Origin of the sequence: Bradyrhizobium forestalis (assembly GCF_002795245.1) — a bacterium.
In the GTDB taxonomy this organism is placed as follows: domain Bacteria; phylum Pseudomonadota; class Alphaproteobacteria; order Rhizobiales; family Xanthobacteraceae; genus Bradyrhizobium; species Bradyrhizobium forestalis.
In genome coordinates, this window is sequence record NZ_PGVG01000001.1 from 422,712 (window position 1) to 441,349 (window position 18,638).

An 18,638-nucleotide genomic window follows, 5' to 3' on the forward strand; every position below is an offset into this window, starting at 1 on the left:
CACGTCGCTTCCGAATCACACTGATTTGAATCCAGTTTTCGCGGGCTGTCGAGAGTCAACGAATCGTTAACGCAAAATTATTCTTATCCAACGCGCAGTTTGTGCATCGGGTGTCCGCAAACTCACGGGCGCGAGGAGTCCGAAACGAGAACGTGTGACTCTCCACGCATTCTCATCGCGCACGCGGCGGTTCGGCGTGACTGATGACGCGCTTCACGCTCGGGAACGCGCGCCGCAATGCGCGCTCGATCGCGTCCACACGCTCGTGCACCTTGATCACGCTCATCGACGGCGCAGCGCGGCAGTGGAAATTGACGATCTCGCCGGCGTCGGTGTTGCGGACCCGCACATTGTGGATGTCGTGGATCTCGCCTTCGCCGGCGAATTCGGCCAGCGCGGCGGCGATGGTCTGCACCCTCTCCGGCGCGGCATCGACGCCGAACGGCAGTCCCGGTTCCAGCGGCTCGATGTGAACGTCGACCTCGACGTCCTCGCCGAACTCCTCCTGGATGTTGCGCTCCAGCGTGTTGGCGATGTCGTGGGCGGCCTCGAGCCGCATGTCGGCTTCGACCTCGAGGTCGATGCTGACGATCAGCTTGGCGCCGAGATCGTGCACCGTGACGTGGTGGATGGCGAGCCCGGAATTGCGCGCGATCACCATGATGCGGTCGCGCACGGTCTCGTTGTCGCGCGCGACCGGCACCGCGGCGAACGTGAGGTCGGCATCGCCGAAGGCCTTGGTGACCGCGGCCTGCGCGTTGCGCTTGATATCCTCGACACGGTCGATCGGATAGGTCCGCGGCACCTTCGCGATGGTGTCGATGAACGTGGTCGCTCCGACCATGCGAACGCGCAGCCGGTCGACGTCGATCACGCCCGGTACGCCGCGGATCGCGGCGGTGGCCTTCTGCTGCGCGCCTTCGGGAGCGCGATCGACCAGCGTCTGCACGGTCGAGCCGGCCATGCGCAGGCCGAGCGCTGCGATCATCACGGCAACCGCGGCGGCCGCGGCCGCGTCGCCCCACCAGAAGCCGAGGGCGGCGAGGACCAGGCCTACGATCACAGCGAGCGAGCCCATCACGTCGGAGGCGAAATGCAGCGCATCCGCCGCCAGCGCCTGGCTCCTGGTCTCCCGCGCGGCGCGGTGCAGGGCACGGGCGCGCCAGAGATTGACGGCGATGTCGGCCACCAGCACCACGAACGGCACGGCCGAAATGGTCGGCGGCGGGGTTCCCTCGCGCAGCCGGCTATAGGCCTCGACCAGGATGCCGCCGGCGAGCACGTAGAGCAGGGCGGTGACGCCGAGCGCGGAGACGCTTTCCAGCTTGCCGTGGCCGTAATGGTGCTCTTCGTCCGCGGGCTTGTCGGACACCCGCACCACCGCCCAGGTGATGATGGTCGCGACCAGGTCGATCGAGGAATGCAGGGCCTCGGAGATCAGCGCCAGCGAGCCGATCGCGATCCCGACCACGAATTTGGCCGCCGCCATGCTGCCGCTGGCAAAGATGGAGATCGCGGCGACCGAGGTTTTGCTGGGCTGGGAGGTCATGGCCGGGGATTTAGCAGCCCAGCGGGGGACATCAAGTGATGATCCACAGAAGTAGTCGCAAGTGAGTTGCAGGAGCGGGACCACGTCGACGATGTCATTCCGGGATGGTCCGAAGGACAGACCCGGAATCTCGAGATTCCGGGTTCGGCTCTTTGAGCCGCCCCGGAATGACGGTGGCTCCTCACACCGTCACCACGATCTTCCCCAGATGCTTGTTCGCCTCCATGTGCTCGAACGCCTTGTCGATGTCGTTGAACGCATAGACTTTGTCGATCGGCAGCTGCAGTTTTCGCGACTCGACCGCGCCCCAGATGTCCCTGTGGACCTCCGCAAAAATCTCGCGGACCTCCTCGATGGTGCGGGTACGGAAGGTGACGCCGACATAGTCGATGCGGCGGGCCGCATGCAGGTCGAAGTTGAAGTCGGCATGGGTGCCGCCGAGCCGGCCGACATTGACGATGCGGCCCTTGATCTTCGTCGCGGCGAGGTTCTGGCTCGCGACCTTGCCCGAGACCTGGTCGACGATGAGGTCGACGCCTTCGCCGTTCGTCGCCTTCAGCACCTCGTCGACCCATTTCGGATCGGAGCTATCGACGGCGAGGTCGGCGCCGTATTCCTTCAGCCGGCCACGGCGAGTGGCATCGGTCGACGAGCCGATCACGAGCTTGGCCCCCTTGAGCCTGGCGATCTGCATCGCCATCAGCCCGACGCCGGAGCTCGCGCCCTGGACCAGCACGCTCTGGCCAGCCTGCACTCCGCCGACGGTGACGACGGCATTGTGCATGGTCGCGAGCGCGATGGGGAGGGTGGCGGCCTCCTCGAAATTCATGTTCGAGGGTGCATGGAATAACCGGCCGTGATCGGCCAGGGTATATTCGGCAAACGCCGCGCTGCCCGAGCCCATGATGCGGTCGCCGACCTTCACGCCCTTCGCATCCGGTCCGAGCTCGGCGACCTCGCCGGCCCATTCCATTCCGAGCACAGTGCCGACCCCGCCGGCCGCGCCATGGGCGTGGCCTTTGCGCATGCCGGCGTCGGCGCGGTTCAGCCCGCAAGCGCGGACGCGGACCAGCACCTGCGTGCCCTTCGGCTTCGGTTGAGCGACGTCGGAAATCCCAGCACCGTCAGCGCCGTAGACGTAGGCTTTCATGAATTACTCTCGCTTCTTCCAGTGATCATTCAGCGGCTTGCGCGCTCGGTTGAGCAATCATCCCCTCCAGCCGGCCGCGGATGATCGCCTCCGCCTCGCGGACGATGCGGGAGACGAGCTCGGCGCAGCTCGGGATGTCCTGGATCAGGCCCTGGACCTGGCCGGCCGACCAGATGCCCTCGTCGGAATTGCCGGTGGCATAGACCAACTTGCCGCGGGCACCCGCGACGAGCTCGCGGATATCCTCGAACTTGGCACCCTCCTTTTCCATCGCGACGACCTTGGTCGAGACGGCGTTCTTCGCCACGCGCGAGGTGTTGCGCATGGTGCGGAAGATCAGCTCGGTCTCGCGCTCGTCATTGGCGACGATCTTCTCCTTGATGGACTGGTGGATCGGGCTTTCCTTGGTAGCCATGAAGCGGGTGCCCATGTTGATGCCGTCGGCACCCAGCGCCAGCGCGGCGACGAGGCCGCGGGCATCGGCAAAGCCGCCCGAGGCGATCATCGGGATCTTGACCTTGTTGGCGGCGGCCGGGATCAGGATCAGACCGGGGGTGTCGTCCTCGCCGGGATGGCCGGCGCATTCGAAGCCGTCGATCGAGATGGCGTCGACGCCCATGCGTTCGGCCGAGAGCGCGTGACGGACGCTGGTGCATTTGTGCACGACCTTGACGCCGTGCTTTTTGAATTCGTCGACATGCTCCTGCGGCTTGTTGCCGGCGGTCTCGACCACCTTGATGCCGCTCTCGATGATGGCGGCGCGGTACTCGGCATATGGCGGCGGCTTGATCGCGGGCAGGATGGTGAGGTTGACGCCGAACGGCTTGTCGGTGAGGTCGCGGCAGCGCGCGATCTCCTTGGCGAGGTCCTCCGGCGTCGGCTGGGTCAGCGCCGTGATGAAGCCGAGCGCGCCGGCATTGGCGACCGCGGCGACCAGCTCGGCCCGTCCAACCCATTGCATGCCGCCCTGAACGATCGGGTGCTGGACGCCGACGAGCTTGGTGAACCGTGTCTGCAACATGATCTGTTTCCCCCGGCCTTAGGCGGCGCTCTGTTATCGGTTGATGCCGGGAGGATGCCGCCGGGGGTGAGAAATGTCTATCAGCGGGGGCGTGCGGTGGGGACGGGGCCTCATGCGGGAGGCGGAGGTGATTCCGCGGGGCGGATAATTGAAAGGGCGACGCTGGGGGACTTGTGGGCGGTTGTTTGGTGCGTAAGGTGCCTCGTTGAGCACCGCCGTCATACCCCGCGCAGGCGGGGGGTATCCGGTACGCCGCAGCTTCTCGGTTCCAGCCTCGCAGTCTCGGAATACTGGATTGCCCGCCTGCGCGGGCAATGACAGCGTGAGCGGAACCGCTACTCCGCCGACAGCCGCACCATTTGCCGGCCGCCGTTCATTTCCTTGAGGCGGTTGACGAAATTTTCCGGGCGCTGCCAGCGGTTGGGGACCTGCAACCCCATGAACTCGGCGATATCGCCGATGAAGCCGGTGCAGTTGGCGGTCTCGGCATTCCACACCGGCGAGTTCGCCTGCAATTTCTTGATGTAGGCGAACACGCGCTTGGCGTCGGCCTCGTTCAGGTACACGCGGTAGCTCGCGGTCAGATATTCCGGATCGAGATCGCCGTAGCTGGCGCCGGTCTCCGACGGCACGAAGGTGATGTGTCCGAGCACATAAGCGAGCGTGTCGCCGGCTGGCGTCAGGCCCGCGACCTCGACCGCCTTCTCACTGGTCTTGCCATACCAGACGAAGGCGTGGCCCCAGCTCGCCGCCGTCCGGGCGCGGAAGTCGACGTAGTAGGGGCCTTTCTCCGCGCGCGCGACGGAGCGCCGCGTCGATTGCGGCGCCGGTCGTGATGCGGTGTCAGCCGTGGCAAGCGCGTTCGCGTCGGCAACGCGCTTGTTCGCCTCGTGGGCCGAGGCCGAGGGCGTCGTGCACGAGAGCATAGCCGCAAGAGCGAAGCCCGCGAGAATGCAGGATCCCGGTCGGTTAGCTTTGTTCGTCACGCTATTCCCCTCGACTATCGGCCGCTACGCAAATTCTGCGCGTCAGTAGCGCGCCGCGACCGGGCCGGGCGCCTTGCCGATCGGGGCCTTTCCAACCGGGCTCTTGCCAATCGGCATCTTGCCAATCGGTGCCTGCTCCGCCGGATAGACCGGCACGGGCTGGCGACGCGGCAGATCCGCAGCGTTCGCAGCCGTCACCAGAGCAAGCGTAGCACCGAGAGCAATTACAATTTTCTTCACAGTCATACCCCTAGAAGGTTTGGTCCAAACACGGCGATGCCGTGCCCCCAGACACGTGTCACAGAAGGGCGGCTGAATGCGTCCAAGTTGCGGCGCGCGCGGGACATGTTGGCGGCATATGTCTGGCGCGCGCAGATGTGATGTGTCTGGATGTTTCGGGCCGCGAGCTGTCGTAGCCCGGATGAGCGATAGTCCCGGATGTCGCTATCGCTCATCCGGGCTACGGCACTAGCAGCACGCGTCGATGCGAACCGGCGCGCTTCGGTCTATCATTTCCCGAGAAAGTTCGAGCGCATCTTGTCGGCCAACCACACGACGAAGATCGCCGCGAACGAGAGAGCGAAGTACAAGGCCGTCCACAAAAGTGCATTACCGGCATTCGTCATGGCGTCCTCCCTTTGCATCAAAAGTCGATGTCTTGCAGGGAAGGATACCGGTGGCCGCGACGCTCGATTTGCGCGGGATCAATTTTGCTGCGCTGCGGGGCGGCTACAGCCGAAACTCGTTGGTGAGCTCGCCGATGCCTTCGATCGCGACGGTCACCGTGTTCACCGGCTCTTTCATGACGCCGACGCCGACCGAGGTGCCGACGGCGATGAGGTCGCCGGGCAGCAGGGTCATGTCGTGGGAGATCTTGCTGACCAAGTCCTGCGCCGTGAAGATCATGTCCGATATCGGGTAGTTCTGCCGCTCCGCGCCGTTGAGGATGGTGCGGACCACGAGCTTGGCCGGATCGAGGCCGGTCGCGATGACGGGGCCGAACGGGCCGTAATCATCGATGCCCTTGGCGCGGGCCCATTGCGGGAAAGTGGGGTCGCTGGTCAGGATATCGTTGGCGGTGATGTCGTTGACGCAGGTGTAGCCGAAGATGAAGCTGTCGGCTTCATCAGGCGAGACGCGGGCGCAGGTCCTGCCGATGACGATGCCGAGCTCGCCCTCATAGGTCGTCTTGCCGTCATAATAAGAGGGGCGGCGGATCACGGCGCCGGGCGTCGTGATGGTGGTGGTGGCCTTGAGCAGATAGAGCGGCTCCGGCGGCTCGGGTTGGTTGAGTTTCGCGGCGAGCGCGTGAAAATTATTCCAGAGCGCTATGATCTTGCTGGGCACGCAGGGCGCGAGCAGCTCGACCTCGGGCAACGCCAGAATCTTGCTCGTGGGTGCATGGCGGCCGAACATCTCGCCCTCATGCACACTGATGCCTGATGAGGTCAGCGTGCCGAAGCCGGTCGTGCCGGCATGGCGGAATCGCAGCCAGTGCTTGATCTGGTCCGTCATCATGCCACCGCCAGTGCGCGCGGATCGGCCGCCGTCGACACCCCGTCATAGAGGCCGGCGATGCGAGCGCGCTGGGTCACCATCGCCAGCACGGAGTCGAGCGCGGGCGTGGCGATGCCGGTGAGGCGGCCCATCTCCTGCACCACGGTGACGAGCGGATCGATCTCCATCGGGCGGCCGCGCTCGAGATCCTGCAGCATCGAGGTCTTGTGGGCGCCGACCTTGCGAGCGCCTTCGATGCGGCGCTCGACATCGACGCGGAATTTGACGCCGAAGGTCTCGGCGATCGCTTGCGTCTCCACCATGATCGCACGTGACAGCGCACGCGTGGCCGGATCGGTGCAGATCACATCGAGCGTGGCGTGGGTCAGGGCGCTGATCGGGTTGAAGCAGACATTGCCCCAGAGTTTCAGCCAGATCTCGTCGCGGATGCGGTCGAGCGCGGGAGCTTTCAGGCCGGCCGCGACGAAGAGATCCGCGAGGCGCGCTACGTCCGAGGAGCTCTCGCCGGAAGGCTCGCCGAGCGGAAAATTGTTGCCATAGACGTGGCGGATCACGCCGGGTGCCTCGATCTCGGTGGCGGGATAGACGATGCAGCCGATGGCGCGCTCGGCCCCTAACTCGCGCCACTGCCGACCGCCGGGATCGATGCTCTCCAGCGTCGAATTCTCGTATTGGCCGCCGTGCTTGTAGAAGTACCAATAGGGGATGCCGTTAACGGCCGTGACGATGCGGGTGTGGGGCCCGAGCAGCGGCTGCATCTTCTCGCTCACGCCGGTGATCGAATGCGCCTTCAGCGTGATGATGATGAAGTCCTGCACGCCGAGTTCGGTGGGATCGTCGGTGCAGCGCGGATGCACGGTGTGCTTCTCCTCGCCCGCAAGCAGCGTCAGGCCGCGCTCGCGCATGGCCGCGAGGTGCGCGCCACGTGCGACCAGGCTGACATCGGCGCCCGCGCGCGCGAGCTGAACCCCGAGATATCCGCCGATCGCGCCGGCGCCGTAGATGCAGATCTTCATGAAATCCTCGCGGGACCAAATTTGGCAGTTGGTTGGATCGATCAGGCAACAGGCTCCCTGCACCTCTCCCGCTTGCGGGAGAGGTCGGCGCGCCCCGGGCGATGCGAAGCATCGTCCCGAGCGCGGCGGGTGAGGGCTCTATCTTCTTGGGGAGTCTCCCCAGCGGAAACACCCTCTCCCCAACCCTCTCCCGCAAGCGGGAGAGGGGGCGCAGCTCTTCCGTGGCTGGAAGTGTCGCTCTAGGCGGCGACTTGCGGCCTGCCCTTGAGAGCCTCGTCGATGGCAGCTGCGATGTCGCGCATGCTGATGACGGAGACGAGGCTGTAATCGTCGATCACCGGCAGGTGGCGGATGTGATGACGGTTCATCAGATGACGGACGTGCTCGATCGTGTCCGAGGAGGTGCAGGACACCAGCTGCTGCACCGAGACCAGCTGTGAGACCTTGACGTTGACGGCACCCGCGCCGTGCTCGGCGACGGCGCGCACCACGTCGCGCTCGGTGAACATGCCGACCGCGGTATTGCCCTCGGAGCGGACCACGTCCTTGACCACCAGAGCGCTGATATTGTTGGCGCGCATCAGCTTGGCCGCGATCCCCACCGTTTCGTTCATTCGCACCGTGACAACGCGCGGCGTCTTCTTGCGCAGAATGTCTCCGACCAGCATTGCAACCTCCCTGGGGTGAATGTTGGGAGAAGTGTGGTATACATAATGCCAATCGTCAAGCGCTGGATTTGGCGGATCCGAAAAATCTTGCGACAGGAATGCTGACGTTTGTCGCGGGCAAAAGGAAAGGGGCGCATCGCTGCGCCCCTTCGCAAGCATGCAAAGCGTGTGATGGCTTACGCCGTCTCGGTCTTGGCTGTGCCGGTCGCGGTGTCCGTGCTCTCGGCTTCCTTGCCGAGGATGAAGGAGCGGCGCAGCGGCTTGATCACGAACAGCGCCATCAGCGCCGCCGTTGCGTTGAGTGCCACCGCCACCACGAACACGGCCTTCCAGCCATAGGCGGTCGAGATCACGCTGGCGAGCGGGACGAGCAGGGAGGCTGTGCCCTTCGCCGTGTAGAGCATGCCGTTGTTGGTGGTTGCGAACTTTGCACCGAAGGTGTCGCCGCAGGTCGCGGGGAACAGCGAGTAGATTTCGCCGAACACGCCGAAATAGACCGCGGTTGCCAGCACGAAGACAACAGGCACGTGCCCGTAGGCCGACAACGTCAGCAGCATCAAAGCCGCGGTGCCGAAGGCGATGAACATGGTGGGCTCGCGGCCGATGGTGTCGGAGAGCCAGCCGAAGAAGGGACGTCCAAAACCGTCGAGGATGCGATCGAGCGAGATCGCAAAAGTCAGCGCCGCCATCTGGAAGCCGGCGAGCGTCACCGGCGTGTCGGCGATCTTGAAGTCGTGCGCGATCGGGGCGATCTGCGCCGCGGTCATCAGCCCGCCCGATGCGACCATGACGAAGACGAGATACATCACCCAGAAAACGGGGCTGCGCAGCACCTGCGGCGGGGTGAAGTCGATCCTGGTCTGCGGAAGATTGAGCTGCTTCTTCTTCGGCGGAATCGAGATCCGCGGCGGCTGGATGAAGAAGGCGAGCACGAACACGACGAGGCCCTGGCCGATGCCGAAGGTGAGGAACGCGTGCTGGTAGCCGCTCGAGACGATCATGCTCGCGATCGGCACGATGGTGAGCGCGGCGCCGGCGCCGAAGCCGGCGGCGGTCGCGCCGGCCGCGAGGCCGCGGCGGTCGGGAAACCATTTCAGCGCATTGCCGACGCAGGTGCCGTACACCGCGCCCGCGCCCATGCCGCCGATGATCGCGGCGGCGTAGAGCAGGGTGAGGCTATCGGCATAGGAGTTGAGAATCCAGGACAGCGCGATCATCGCGCCGCCGAACATGATCACGATGCGCGGGCCGTATTTGTCGACGAACCAGGCCTCGACCGGCACCAGCCAGGTCTCGGTGACGACGAAGATGGTGAAAGCGAGCTGGATCGCGGCACGCCCCCAATGATGGGCGGCGTCGATCGGATCGACGAACAGCGTCCAGCCATATTGCAGATTGGCGATCATCGCCATGCAGACGATGCCCATGCCGAGCTGGAGCCAACGGAAACCGGTGCGAAGCGGCGCGGCGGTGACGGCGCCATCCGGGCTGGAAATCATCAAGAACCTCCCAACGCCTGTTTGGTCTGACATCGGATTGCCAAGATGACCTGATGTCGCAAATATTGTGGCTTATCGTCGCAGGCGTGATGCGGAGCTTGGTATACCATATCCCAGATTGCAAGCTCTATCTTGGCTCCTCGTTCAACAAAATGCGCGGTTCTGCCCTGACCCTGCAGGAACGGAGGACCTTCGCGCAAAACGAAAACGCCCGGCCATGGGGCCGGGCGTCGTGCTCGCGTGAGCTGTAGTGGGGGCGATCAGAGGGTCGATTTCGCGACCACGACCTTGCGCCAGGGCTTGAGCAGGGCGATCGCCAACAGCGAAGCCAGGATGTTGGCGCCGGCGGCGATGATGAACACGCTGTCCCAGGTGCCCGACGACTGCTGCATGTAGTTGGCGATCGGCACCAGCAGCGCGGCGGTGCCCTTCGCGGTGTAGAGCAGGCCGGCATTGGTGGTCGCGAACTTGGCGCCGAACGTGTCGGTGCAGGTCGAGGGGAACAGCGAGTAGATCTCACCCCAGGCGAAGAACACGAAGCCCGAGAGCAGCACGAACCAGATCGGATCGTGGCCCCAGAGGTAGAGCATCCAGATGCCGATCCCTTCCATGCCGAAGGCGATGAACATCGTGTTCTCGCGGCCGATCATGTCGGAGATCCAGCCGAAGAACGGGCGCGTCAGGCCGTTGAGCACGCGGTCGATCGTGGCCGCGAAGGTCACCGCCGTCATCGTCACCGCCATCAGCGTGACCGGCACGTTGTCGACCTTCCAGTCGGCTGCGATCGGCTTCAGGTTCGCCGTCACCATCAACCCGCCGGCACCGACGATCACGAACATGAAGTACATCAGCCAGAAGATCGGCTGACGCAGCACTTCGGTCGGCTGGTAGTTGCGCCGGGACTGGAGCAGTGCAGCATTCGCCACCACGTTCGGCACCTGGCCCGCTTTCGGCGCGAGCAGGAAGAAGGCGAGGATGCAGATGATGATGCCTTGCCCGAGGCCGAAATAGAGGAAGGTGGTCTGGAAACCACTGTCCTTGATCATGGCCTGAATCGGCGCGACGGTCAGCGCAGAGCCCGCACCGAAGCCCGCCGCCGTGATGCCCGCGGCAAGACCGCGCTTGTCCGGAAACCACTTCAGCGCGTTGCCGACGCAGGTGCCGTAGACGCCACCGGCACCGATGCCGGCGATGATCATGCCGAGATAGTAGCCGTTGAGCGAGGTGGCCTGCGCGTTGATCGCCCAGCCGATGGCGCAAAGCACGCCGCCGACCAGCACCACGATGCGCGGGCCGTATTTGTCGACGAACCACCCTTCGATCGGCACCAGCCAGGTCTCGAACAGCACGAACAGCGTGAAGGCCCACTGGATCGACGCGCGATCCCAGCCGAACTTCTTCTGGATGTCAGGGACGAAGAACGTCCAGCCATATTGATAGTTGGCGATCATCACCATCGCGCCTACGCCGATGGCCAATTGCGCCCAGCGATACGTATCGCTCACGCGTGCGGCACTAGGGGCCGCTGCCGACTGCACCATGTCCGTCATTAAAAACCCTCCCGAACGCGCCGATCATTTTTATGCATGCGCTGATGGGCATCCTGGTATGCATTATGCCAAGATTCAAGCGAAGGACGGGAGGTGCGGCGAAATAACGCGGGCCTGTTCACATGCGCTATGGCAATGGAATTGTAAAGCCAGAATTGCTGCCGGCGCGCCGACATCAATTGGCGCTCGGCTCACGCAAATCGTTGATTCGGCGACGGATTGTCTGCATTTTGCAGCGCCGCAAGCACGCTTCAAAGAGCGCGCATGCTCGGGGATTTTCCACCGATGCGCTCTTCGTGCACTCCGAAGTGCGGTCGTTCGGGGAGCGCGCAATTCCTGGAATTCTTTATTCCAGAAGTCGCGCCTGCGACGGTTTGGCACTGGCAGTGGCGCGAATTGCGGGCCTCACGCCATCGCCGTGCGCAGCCGGCTGTAGCCTTCCTGGATCGCGGACCAGAACAGGGCGACCAGACCGAGTGCCATGATCGTGCTGACGAGGCCGTTGGAGAAGAACACGCCGAGCGAGCCCTGCGATCCCAGCAGCGATTGGCGGAAGGCTTCCTCGGCCTTGTCGCCGAGCACGATGGCGAGCACCAGCGGGGCGAGCGGGTAGTTGCACTTCTTCAGGAGATAGCCGAGCACTCCAAACACCAGCATCAGCATCACGTCGAAGGTGCTGTTGTGCACCGAATAAGCGCCGATCGCGCAGAGCACCAGGATGAGCGGCGCGATGATGCCGAAGGGCACGCGGAGGATCGCGGCAAAGATCGGCACGCAAGTGAGCACGACGAGGAGGCCGGCGAGGTTGCCGAGATACATCGACGCGATCAGGCCCCAGACGAATTCCTTCTGCTCGACGAACAGCATGGGGCCGGGCTGCAGGCCCCAGATCAACAATCCGCCGAGCAGGACGGCGGCGGTCGGAGAGCCCGGCACGCCGAGCGAGAGCATCGGCAGCAGCGCGGAGGTGCCCGCGGCATGCGCGGCCGTCTCCGGCGCGATCACGCCCTCGATCTCGCCCTTGCCGAAATTGTTGCCGCGTCGCGCCAGGCGCTTGGCGATGCCGTAGCTCATGAAGGAGGCCGGCGTTGCGCCGGCGGGCGTGACGCCCATCCAGCACCCGATCAGGCAGGAGCGCAGCGAGGTCATCCAATAGGCCGGCAACTCCCGCCAGGTCTGCAGCACCACGCGAAGGTTGATGGTCGCATTGCCGCCGCGGAACGCCAGCCCTTCCTCCATGGTCAGCAGGATCTCGCCGATGCCGAACAGGCCGATCACGGCGATCAGGAAGTCGAAGCCGTTGAGCAGCTCGGTGACGCCGAAGGTCAGTCGCAACTGCCCCGTGATCGAATCGAGCCCGACCGCCGCGAGCGCAAAGCCCATCATCATCGCCGCGATGGTCTTGAACGGCGGCTCCTTGCTCAAACCGACGAAGCTGCAGAAGGCGAGGAAGTACACCGCGAACTTCTCCGCGGGGCCAAATCGCAGCGCGAAGCCCGCAACGAGGGGCGCGACCAGCGTGATCATGATGACGGCAAACAGCGCGCCCACGAAGGAGGAGGTGAAGGCGGCCGTCAGGGCTTCGCCGGGCTTGCCCTGTTGCGCCATCGGATAACCGTCGAAGGTGGTCGCCACGGACCAGGGCTCGCCGGGTATGTTGAAGAGGATCGAGGTGATGGCGCCGCCGAACAATGCGCCCCAATAGATGCAGGACAGCATGATGATCGCCGACGTCGGCGGCATGCTGAAGGTCAGGGGAAGCAGGATGGCCACGCCGTTGGCGCCCCCTAACCCCGGCAGCACGCCGATGATGACCCCGAGCGTGATGCCGATGATCATCAGCATGATGTTGTAGGGCTGCAGGGCGACCGCGAAGCCGTGAAACAGATTGGCTAACTCTTCCATATCGATACGTCCTGCAGCAGTAATCGGATAAGTGCGCGGCTCTTACAGGCCGAGCCATTCCTCGAACGGACCCTTGGGAAGCGGGACCAGGAACCAGCGCTCGAAAACCAGATAGGTCAGGACCGGCATGCCGACCGCGACCGCGATGGTCGTCAGCCAGCGATAGCCGCCGAGCCAGCGCATGAACCAGGCGATGAAGACCATCGAGGCGGCGTACAGGCCGATGAACGGCATCGAGCCGACATAGATCGCGGTCGGCACGACGACGCTCATGACCTGGCGAAGCTGTCCCCAGGATGCGAACAGCCGGCCATCGTCGTCGCGTCGCGCGCTCCAGAGGTTGATGGCGCTCGCACCGACGATGGCGGCGCCGACATAGAACGGGAAGAAGCCGGCACGCGGACCCTCCGCGCCCCAGTTGATGCCGGCCTTCAGGCTACCGAAGATCACGACCAGGCCGAAGGCGCCGATCAGCAGCGCCATGCCGATTTCCAGCGTCTTGTGGGCCGGGCCGCGTTCAGATCGTTCAGACATGGGGGCCTCCGGGCGGAATGGCGGTGTTTCGCGGTCGCGGCAGGCGTGAGGACGACCAGCGTCCTCAGCCGTCGTCGATGTCGCGGCTCAATTCCCCGATGCGAGGAAGCCGGCTTCCTTCATCAAGCCTTCGTGGCGCTTCTCCTCCGCCTCGACCCACTTGGCGTAGTCGGCGCCAGTCAGGAAGGTCGTGTTGAAGGCGCCGTTCTTCATGAACTCCTGCCATTCCGGCGTGGCGCGCACCTTCTTGAACAGCTCGACGTAGTATTCGACCTGGTCCTTCGTGGCCTTGGGCGACATGAAGATGCCGCGCAGCATGAGATATTCCATCGCAAGGCCCTGCGACTTGCAGGTCGGAATATCCTTCCAGGCCTTGCCGTCCGCGATCGGCTCGTCATAGGCCATCGGCTGGGCGTCGAAGACGCAGAGCGGACGGAGCTTGCCGCCGCGCCATTGCGCGACCGCCTCGATCGGATTGTTGACGGTTGAATCGACGTGATTGCCGACGAGCTGGACGGCGACTTCGCCGCCGCCCTTGTAGGGAATGTAGGTGAACTTCGTGCCGATCGCCTTCTCGATGCCGACCGTGATGATCTGGTCTTCCTGCTTGGAGCCGGTGCCGCCCATCTTGAACGAGCCGCTTGGGGCCTTCTTCACGGCGTCGACGTAATCCTTGACGGAGCTGTACGGCTTCTCGGCGTTGACCCAGAGCACGAATTCGTCGAGCGCCAGCATCGCGACTGGAGTCAAATCCTTCCAGTTGAACGGAATGCCGGTCGCCAGCGGCGTCGTGAACAGGTTCGACAGCGTGATGATGATCTTGTGCGGATTGCCCGACGACGTCTTCACGTCGAGGAAGCCTTCACCACCCGCGCCGCCGGCCTTGTTGATGACGACCAGAGGCTGCTTCATCAGATTGTGCTTGGTGACGATGCCCTGAATGGTGCGTGCCATCTGATCGGCGCCGCCGCCGGTGCCCGCGGGCACGATGAACTCGACCGGACGAACCGGCTCCCAGGCGGCACGGCTTGCGGTGCCGTTGGCGCACGACATCACGATTGCCGCCAAAGCGACATTCAGGACGAATGGCTTCATCTTGTTTCTCTCCCTGTCGAAACCTCAACGCAGCCGCTCTTTGTCGGCTTGCGTCAGCCCATCTTGAGTCACATGCCTGGGGTCACCCTTGCGGTCGTTTCTCCCATGGCAGTCCCGGTCGAAACTGTATGAGCAGGGACAACGCGCGGCATCCGCTTCTTTCGGCTAAGATTCCGCCAAGGTTCGCGGCACGTGCGCCTCCTCGGCTGTTCCCGTCCTGCGCTACGTTTCCCCGTCTTATACTTTTGGTTGCACAATCGTTCTTGGTTGGCGAATGGTATGCGAGATGCCAGCAAACAAACAATCGGATCGATGGGGCACGTCGGCGGACCAATCGTCGCAGTTGTCGTCGCGAGCCGGGCGAGGACACGAAAAGAAAATGGCCCCGACGAGCGGAGCCATTTGATCAAACCTGGCGTCTGCGAATCTGTCAGCCCGCGGTTCGGCGGCCTGACGAGACCCTCCTACAGGCCGAAACGCGGCAAGTCGCCGTTGTGATTCGAGATTTCGGCGCTCGCCATCAGGAAGCTGTCGATCGCGGCCATCAGGCGGGCGAACAGCGAGGAGGAGGGGGCGAGAGCAACGGAAGCGGTCTTGGACATCGGAATTCCCTTTCTTGAGACAGGCAGTCTTGCTGTCTCATTCCTGGGAACAGTTTATGTATACCAGATGCCAGCGTCCATGCTCTTGTTTGCATAGCAGCATACAGTCTATCGCATTGCAGCATAATGCTCCCTTGGGCGGGCAGGGCGCCTTGACACGGCCTGCCGAACAGAGAATGTTATGTTATAACATAACATAATGAGACGCCGTGTCCCCTCGTTCTCGACCCATCCCGCTCAAGAGGCTGTTCGATCTCCATGCCCAAACTCCCCGTCACCGTCTTGTCCGGCTTCCTCGGGGCTGGAAAGACCACTTTGCTGAACCACGTCCTGAACAATCGGCACGGCCTGAAAGTGGCGGTAATCGTGAACGACATGAGCGAGGTGAACATCGATGCGGACCTGGTCCGCGATGGTGGTGCCAACCTCTCGCGGACTGATGAGACACTGGTGGAGATGACCAACGGCTGCATCTGCTGCACCCTGCGCGACGATCTCCTGAGGGAGGTACGCGCGCTCGCCGAAAGCGGGCGCTTCGATTATCTGCTGATCGAATCGACGGGCATTTCCGAGCCGCTCCCGGTCGCAGCGACGTTCGATTTCCGCTCGGAAGAGGGTGACAGCCTCTCCGACATCGCCCACCTGGACACGATGGTGACGGTGGTCGACGCCGCCAACCTGCTGAAGGACTATTCCTCGACCGAGTTCCTCGGCGAGCGCGGCGAGGCGCTGGACGGCGACAAGCGGACGCTGGTCGATCTCCTCGTGGAGCAGATCGAGTTCGCCGACGTGGTCGTCCTCAACAAGGTGGACGATGCCTCGCCGCAACAGCGCGAGGCGGCACGGCAGATCATCCGCTCGTTGAATCCCGAAGCCGACATCATCGAGGCCACTCACAGCCGCGTGCCCTTCGACCGCGTGCTCAACACCGGCCGGTTCGACTTCGAGAAGGTCCAGCAGCATCCGCTCTGGTACAAGGAGCTCTATGGTTTCGCCGACCACGTGCCTGAAACGCAGGAATATGGCGTGGAGAACTTCGTTTACCGCGCCCGCCGGCCGTTCGATCCGTCGAAGTTCGACAAGTTCGTCAAGGAGTCCTGGCCGGGCGTGATCCGGGCGAAGGGGCATTTCTGGCTGGCGACGAGGCCGCAATGGCTTGGCGAGATCAGCCAGGCGGGAGCGATCGTGAGGACCGAAGCGCTGGGTTTCTGGTGGGCGAGCGTTCCAAAGGAGCGGTGGCCGAACGATGAGGCCTGGCGCAAGCGGCTCGGCAAGTACTGGGACGAGGTGTACGGCGATCGTCGCCAGGAGATCGTGTTCATCGGCACCGGCATGGATGAGGCCGGGATCCGCCGCAGGCTGGACGCATGTCTTGTCCCGCAAACGTCCGCCATGGACATTGCCGCATGGTCCGCTCTCGCCGATCCGTTTCCGGCCTGGCGTCGAGGCGATCAGTCCAACTGATCGACGTAAATACAGGGCGGCGTGAGATCCCGGCTCCACATCCGACCAGGTCTTGCAAGGGGACGGCAAAGCCGTTAGTGCTCTGCCCCCTTTTCCAATCATCTTTCAGAGTGGTTCATGTCGAGCGCCTCGCCCGCCGTCTCGATCGGCATCGATTTTGGGACCAGCAATACGGTCGTCGCGCTTGCGGCGGACGACCGCCGGGTCGAGGCCATCCGTTTCGATCATGGCGGACAGCGCCACAGCGTCTATGTCTCGGCCCTGTGCTTCTGGGAGGACCGGCCGGGCGCCGGCGCCCAGGCCGAGGGCGGCCCGTGGGCGATCGAGCAGTTCCTCGAGGGCCGCCATGTCTACCGCTTCCTGCAGTCGTTCAAGACCTTCGCAGCGAGCTCTAGCTTCAACACCACCCAGGTGTTCCGGCAGCGCTACAAGTTCGAGGACATCCTGGCGGCGTTCCTGCGCACGCTGGCGCGCCATGGCGGGGAAAAGTTCGGCTTCGAGGCGGCGAACATCACGGTCGGCCGGCCCGTGCGCTTTGCCGGCGGCAATCCCGACGAGGCGCTGGCGATGCAGCGCTACCGCGCCGCGTTCGAGCGCCTCGGTGCCGGCCACGCCCGCTATGTCTACGAGCCCGTCGGTGCGGCGTTTTCCTTCGCCCGCCGGTTGGAGCGCGATGCCACCGTGCTGGTTGCGGATTTCGGCGGCGGCACCAGCGATTTCTCGGTGATGCGGTTCTCCCGCGCGGGAGGCGCCCTTTGCGCCGAGCCGCTCGGACACGCCGGCATCGGCATTGCCGGCGACACGTTCGATTACCGCATCGTCGACCACGTCGTCTCGCCGCGGCTCGGCAAGGGCTCGAGCTTCCGCTCGTTCGACAAGGTGCTGCCGGTCCCGAGCGGCCACTACACCAATCTCGCGCGCTGGCATCAGCTCGCGATGATGAAGAGCAACGGCGATCTGCGCGAGCTCCGCGAGCTGGCGCGCACCGCGTTGAAGCCAAAGCTGCTCGAGGATTTCATCACCATCGTCGATCTCGACCTCGGATTTGCGCTGTACCGCGCGGTGTCCGACGCCAAAGTCGCGCTGTCGGCGCAGGATGAGGTGGACTTCCGCTTTAGGGGTGGCGGCGTCGACATCGGCGCGGCCATCACGCGGAAGAACCTTGAATCCTGGATCGCCGACGATATCGCCCGGCTGGGCGCCACCGTCGACAAGGTGCTGGCCGAGGCCCGCATCACCGCGCGCGAGGTGGAGAAGGTGTTCCTGACCGGCGGCACGTCCTTTGTGCCGGCCGTCCGACGCTTGTTCGCCGAGCGGTTCGGCAACGAGCGGCTGATGTCGGGCGACCAGTTCGAGTCGATCGCCTATGGGCTTGCGCTGATCGGGCACAGTCCCGACCCGGACCGCTGGGCGGCAAGTTAGAGCCTGATCCGGAAAAGTGTGAAGCGGTTTTCCCACGCGACAAACGCAGAATGCGTTTGCGCGGAGACCATGCTCAAACAATCATCTAAAGCGCGATGACCGTTCATCCAAATTTCATCGCGCTTCAGGCCACGCTCGCGTAGCAGGTGGCGAGCGGCGTCCCTGCGGCGACGCTGTTCGGTCGCTACTTCTGCTGAATCCGGTTCAGGTAATCGATCACGGCGAGAATGCGAGTCCGCACGACGATCTCCGGGTTCTGCTGCGGCCCAGCCTTCTGCCAATAATAGGGATCAACGGCGTGAGGCAGGTTGACGATGGGGTTGAACCGTTCGCCCCAGACCGGCATTTCACGCGTGCCGTGAGCTGGGACTGATTTCGATCCATATATGGTTTCGTAAACGGCGTTGGTGGGAAACACCCCGTTGTTGTTCTTGGCCAACATGGTCAAGTCCGAAGGCGGCGTCTTGAGCTGGCCGCTGACCGGTCCTTTGCCCTTTGCGTCGGCGCCATGACAGCTCGCGCACGAAGACTGAAATTCCGCCTTGCCGATGTCGACTTCTTCGGCCCGAGCGGAAGCAGCGAAACCAGCGGCAAGACCGGCAATGATCAACCATTCGACAGCAGATCTCATCATCTCGCCTCCGACGCCGGCAGGGAAG

The 18,638-nt window shown here is 63.9% G+C and carries 17 protein-coding genes; 2 read left to right on the plus strand and 15 right to left on the minus strand.

The features are described 5' to 3' along the window. Positions 1-172: 172 nt before the first annotated feature. The 14 genes from CVM73_RS01900 to CVM73_RS39935 all read right to left on the minus strand — a co-directional run bounded on the left by CVM73_RS01900 (position 173) and on the right by CVM73_RS39935 (position 15,093). The gene (locus CVM73_RS01900) at positions 173-1,549 is read right to left on the minus strand and encodes a cation-efflux pump (protein WP_100230307.1); all 1,377 of its coding nucleotides are present in this window, start codon (positions 1,547-1,549) and stop codon (positions 173-175) included. Positions 1,550-1,730: 181 nt separating this feature from the next. Next, positions 1,731-2,699: a zinc-binding dehydrogenase gene (locus tag CVM73_RS01905; protein ID WP_100230308.1), complete on the minus strand. Its 969-nt coding sequence runs from the start codon at positions 2,697-2,699 to the stop codon at positions 1,731-1,733. Between the two features lie 25 nt (positions 2,700-2,724). After that, complete coding sequence (locus CVM73_RS01910) at positions 2,725-3,720, minus strand: NAD(P)H-dependent flavin oxidoreductase (RefSeq protein ID WP_100230309.1); 996 nt, start codon at positions 3,718-3,720, stop codon at positions 2,725-2,727. 335 nt (positions 3,721-4,055) lie between these two features. Continuing rightward, entirely contained in the window at positions 4,056-4,706 is a 651-nt protein-coding gene (locus tag CVM73_RS01915; RefSeq protein WP_100230310.1) for a hypothetical protein, read from the minus strand. Between the two features lie 42 nt (positions 4,707-4,748). Beyond that, a complete protein-coding gene (locus tag CVM73_RS01920; protein ID WP_061020029.1) occupies positions 4,749-4,952 on the minus strand; it encodes a hypothetical protein in 204 nt (67 codons plus the stop codon). A gap of 483 nt (positions 4,953-5,435) precedes the next feature. Then, complete coding sequence (locus CVM73_RS01925) at positions 5,436-6,224, minus strand: fumarylacetoacetate hydrolase family protein (RefSeq protein ID WP_100230311.1); 789 nt, start codon at positions 6,222-6,224, stop codon at positions 5,436-5,438. Next, positions 6,221-7,240 carry a 2-dehydropantoate 2-reductase gene (locus tag CVM73_RS01930; protein ID WP_100230312.1) on the minus strand — a complete coding sequence of 340 codons (1,020 nt, stop codon included), beginning with the start codon at positions 7,238-7,240 and terminating at the stop codon, positions 6,221-6,223. Before CVM73_RS01930 ends, CVM73_RS01925 begins: the two co-directional genes overlap by 4 nt. 239 nt (positions 7,241-7,479) lie before the next feature. After that, positions 7,480-7,908 carry a CBS domain-containing protein gene (locus CVM73_RS01940; RefSeq protein WP_100230313.1) on the minus strand — a complete coding sequence of 143 codons (429 nt, stop codon included), beginning with the start codon at positions 7,906-7,908 and terminating at the stop codon, positions 7,480-7,482. A gap of 176 nt (positions 7,909-8,084) precedes the next feature. Continuing rightward, positions 8,085-9,407, minus strand: a complete 1,323-nt coding sequence (oxlT, locus tag CVM73_RS01945; RefSeq protein ID WP_100230314.1) for an oxalate/formate MFS antiporter — start codon at positions 9,405-9,407, stop codon at positions 8,085-8,087. Between the two features lie 260 nt (positions 9,408-9,667). Further along, a complete protein-coding gene (oxlT, locus tag CVM73_RS01955) occupies positions 9,668-10,957 on the minus strand; it encodes an oxalate/formate MFS antiporter (protein WP_100230316.1) in 1,290 nt (429 codons plus the stop codon). Positions 10,958-11,362: 405 nt separating this feature from the next. After that, on the minus strand, positions 11,363-12,862 hold the full coding sequence (locus CVM73_RS01960) for a tripartite tricarboxylate transporter permease (RefSeq protein ID WP_100230317.1): 1,500 nt from the start codon (positions 12,860-12,862) through the stop codon (positions 11,363-11,365). A gap of 42 nt (positions 12,863-12,904) precedes the next feature. Beyond that, the gene (locus CVM73_RS01965; protein WP_100230318.1) at positions 12,905-13,396 is read right to left on the minus strand and encodes a tripartite tricarboxylate transporter TctB family protein; all 492 of its coding nucleotides are present in this window, start codon (positions 13,394-13,396) and stop codon (positions 12,905-12,907) included. Positions 13,397-13,483: 87 nt separating this feature from the next. Then, entirely contained in the window at positions 13,484-14,491 is a 1,008-nt protein-coding gene (locus tag CVM73_RS01970) for a Bug family tripartite tricarboxylate transporter substrate binding protein (RefSeq protein WP_100230319.1), read from the minus strand. 464 nt (positions 14,492-14,955) lie between these two features. Next, positions 14,956-15,093 carry a hypothetical protein gene (locus tag CVM73_RS39935; protein WP_167406555.1) on the minus strand — a complete coding sequence of 46 codons (138 nt, stop codon included), beginning with the start codon at positions 15,091-15,093 and terminating at the stop codon, positions 14,956-14,958. 258 nt (positions 15,094-15,351) lie between these two features. Between CVM73_RS39935 and zigA the strand changes: the two genes are divergently transcribed. Both zigA and CVM73_RS01985 read left to right on the plus strand, forming a co-directional pair. Further along, positions 15,352-16,557 (plus strand): zinc metallochaperone GTPase ZigA, encoded by a 1,206-nt coding sequence (gene zigA, locus CVM73_RS01980; RefSeq protein WP_100230320.1) that lies wholly within the window; start codon positions 15,352-15,354, stop codon positions 16,555-16,557. 117 nt (positions 16,558-16,674) lie between these two features. Next, positions 16,675-17,979 (plus strand): Hsp70 family protein, encoded by a 1,305-nt coding sequence (locus CVM73_RS01985; RefSeq protein ID WP_100230321.1) that lies wholly within the window; start codon positions 16,675-16,677, stop codon positions 17,977-17,979. Positions 17,980-18,163: 184 nt separating this feature from the next. Here CVM73_RS01985 and CVM73_RS01990 read toward each other — a convergent pair whose 3' ends face one another. Then, positions 18,164-18,613: a c-type cytochrome gene (locus CVM73_RS01990; RefSeq protein ID WP_100230322.1), complete on the minus strand. Its 450-nt coding sequence runs from the start codon at positions 18,611-18,613 to the stop codon at positions 18,164-18,166. Between the last annotated feature and the right edge of the window lie 25 nt (positions 18,614-18,638).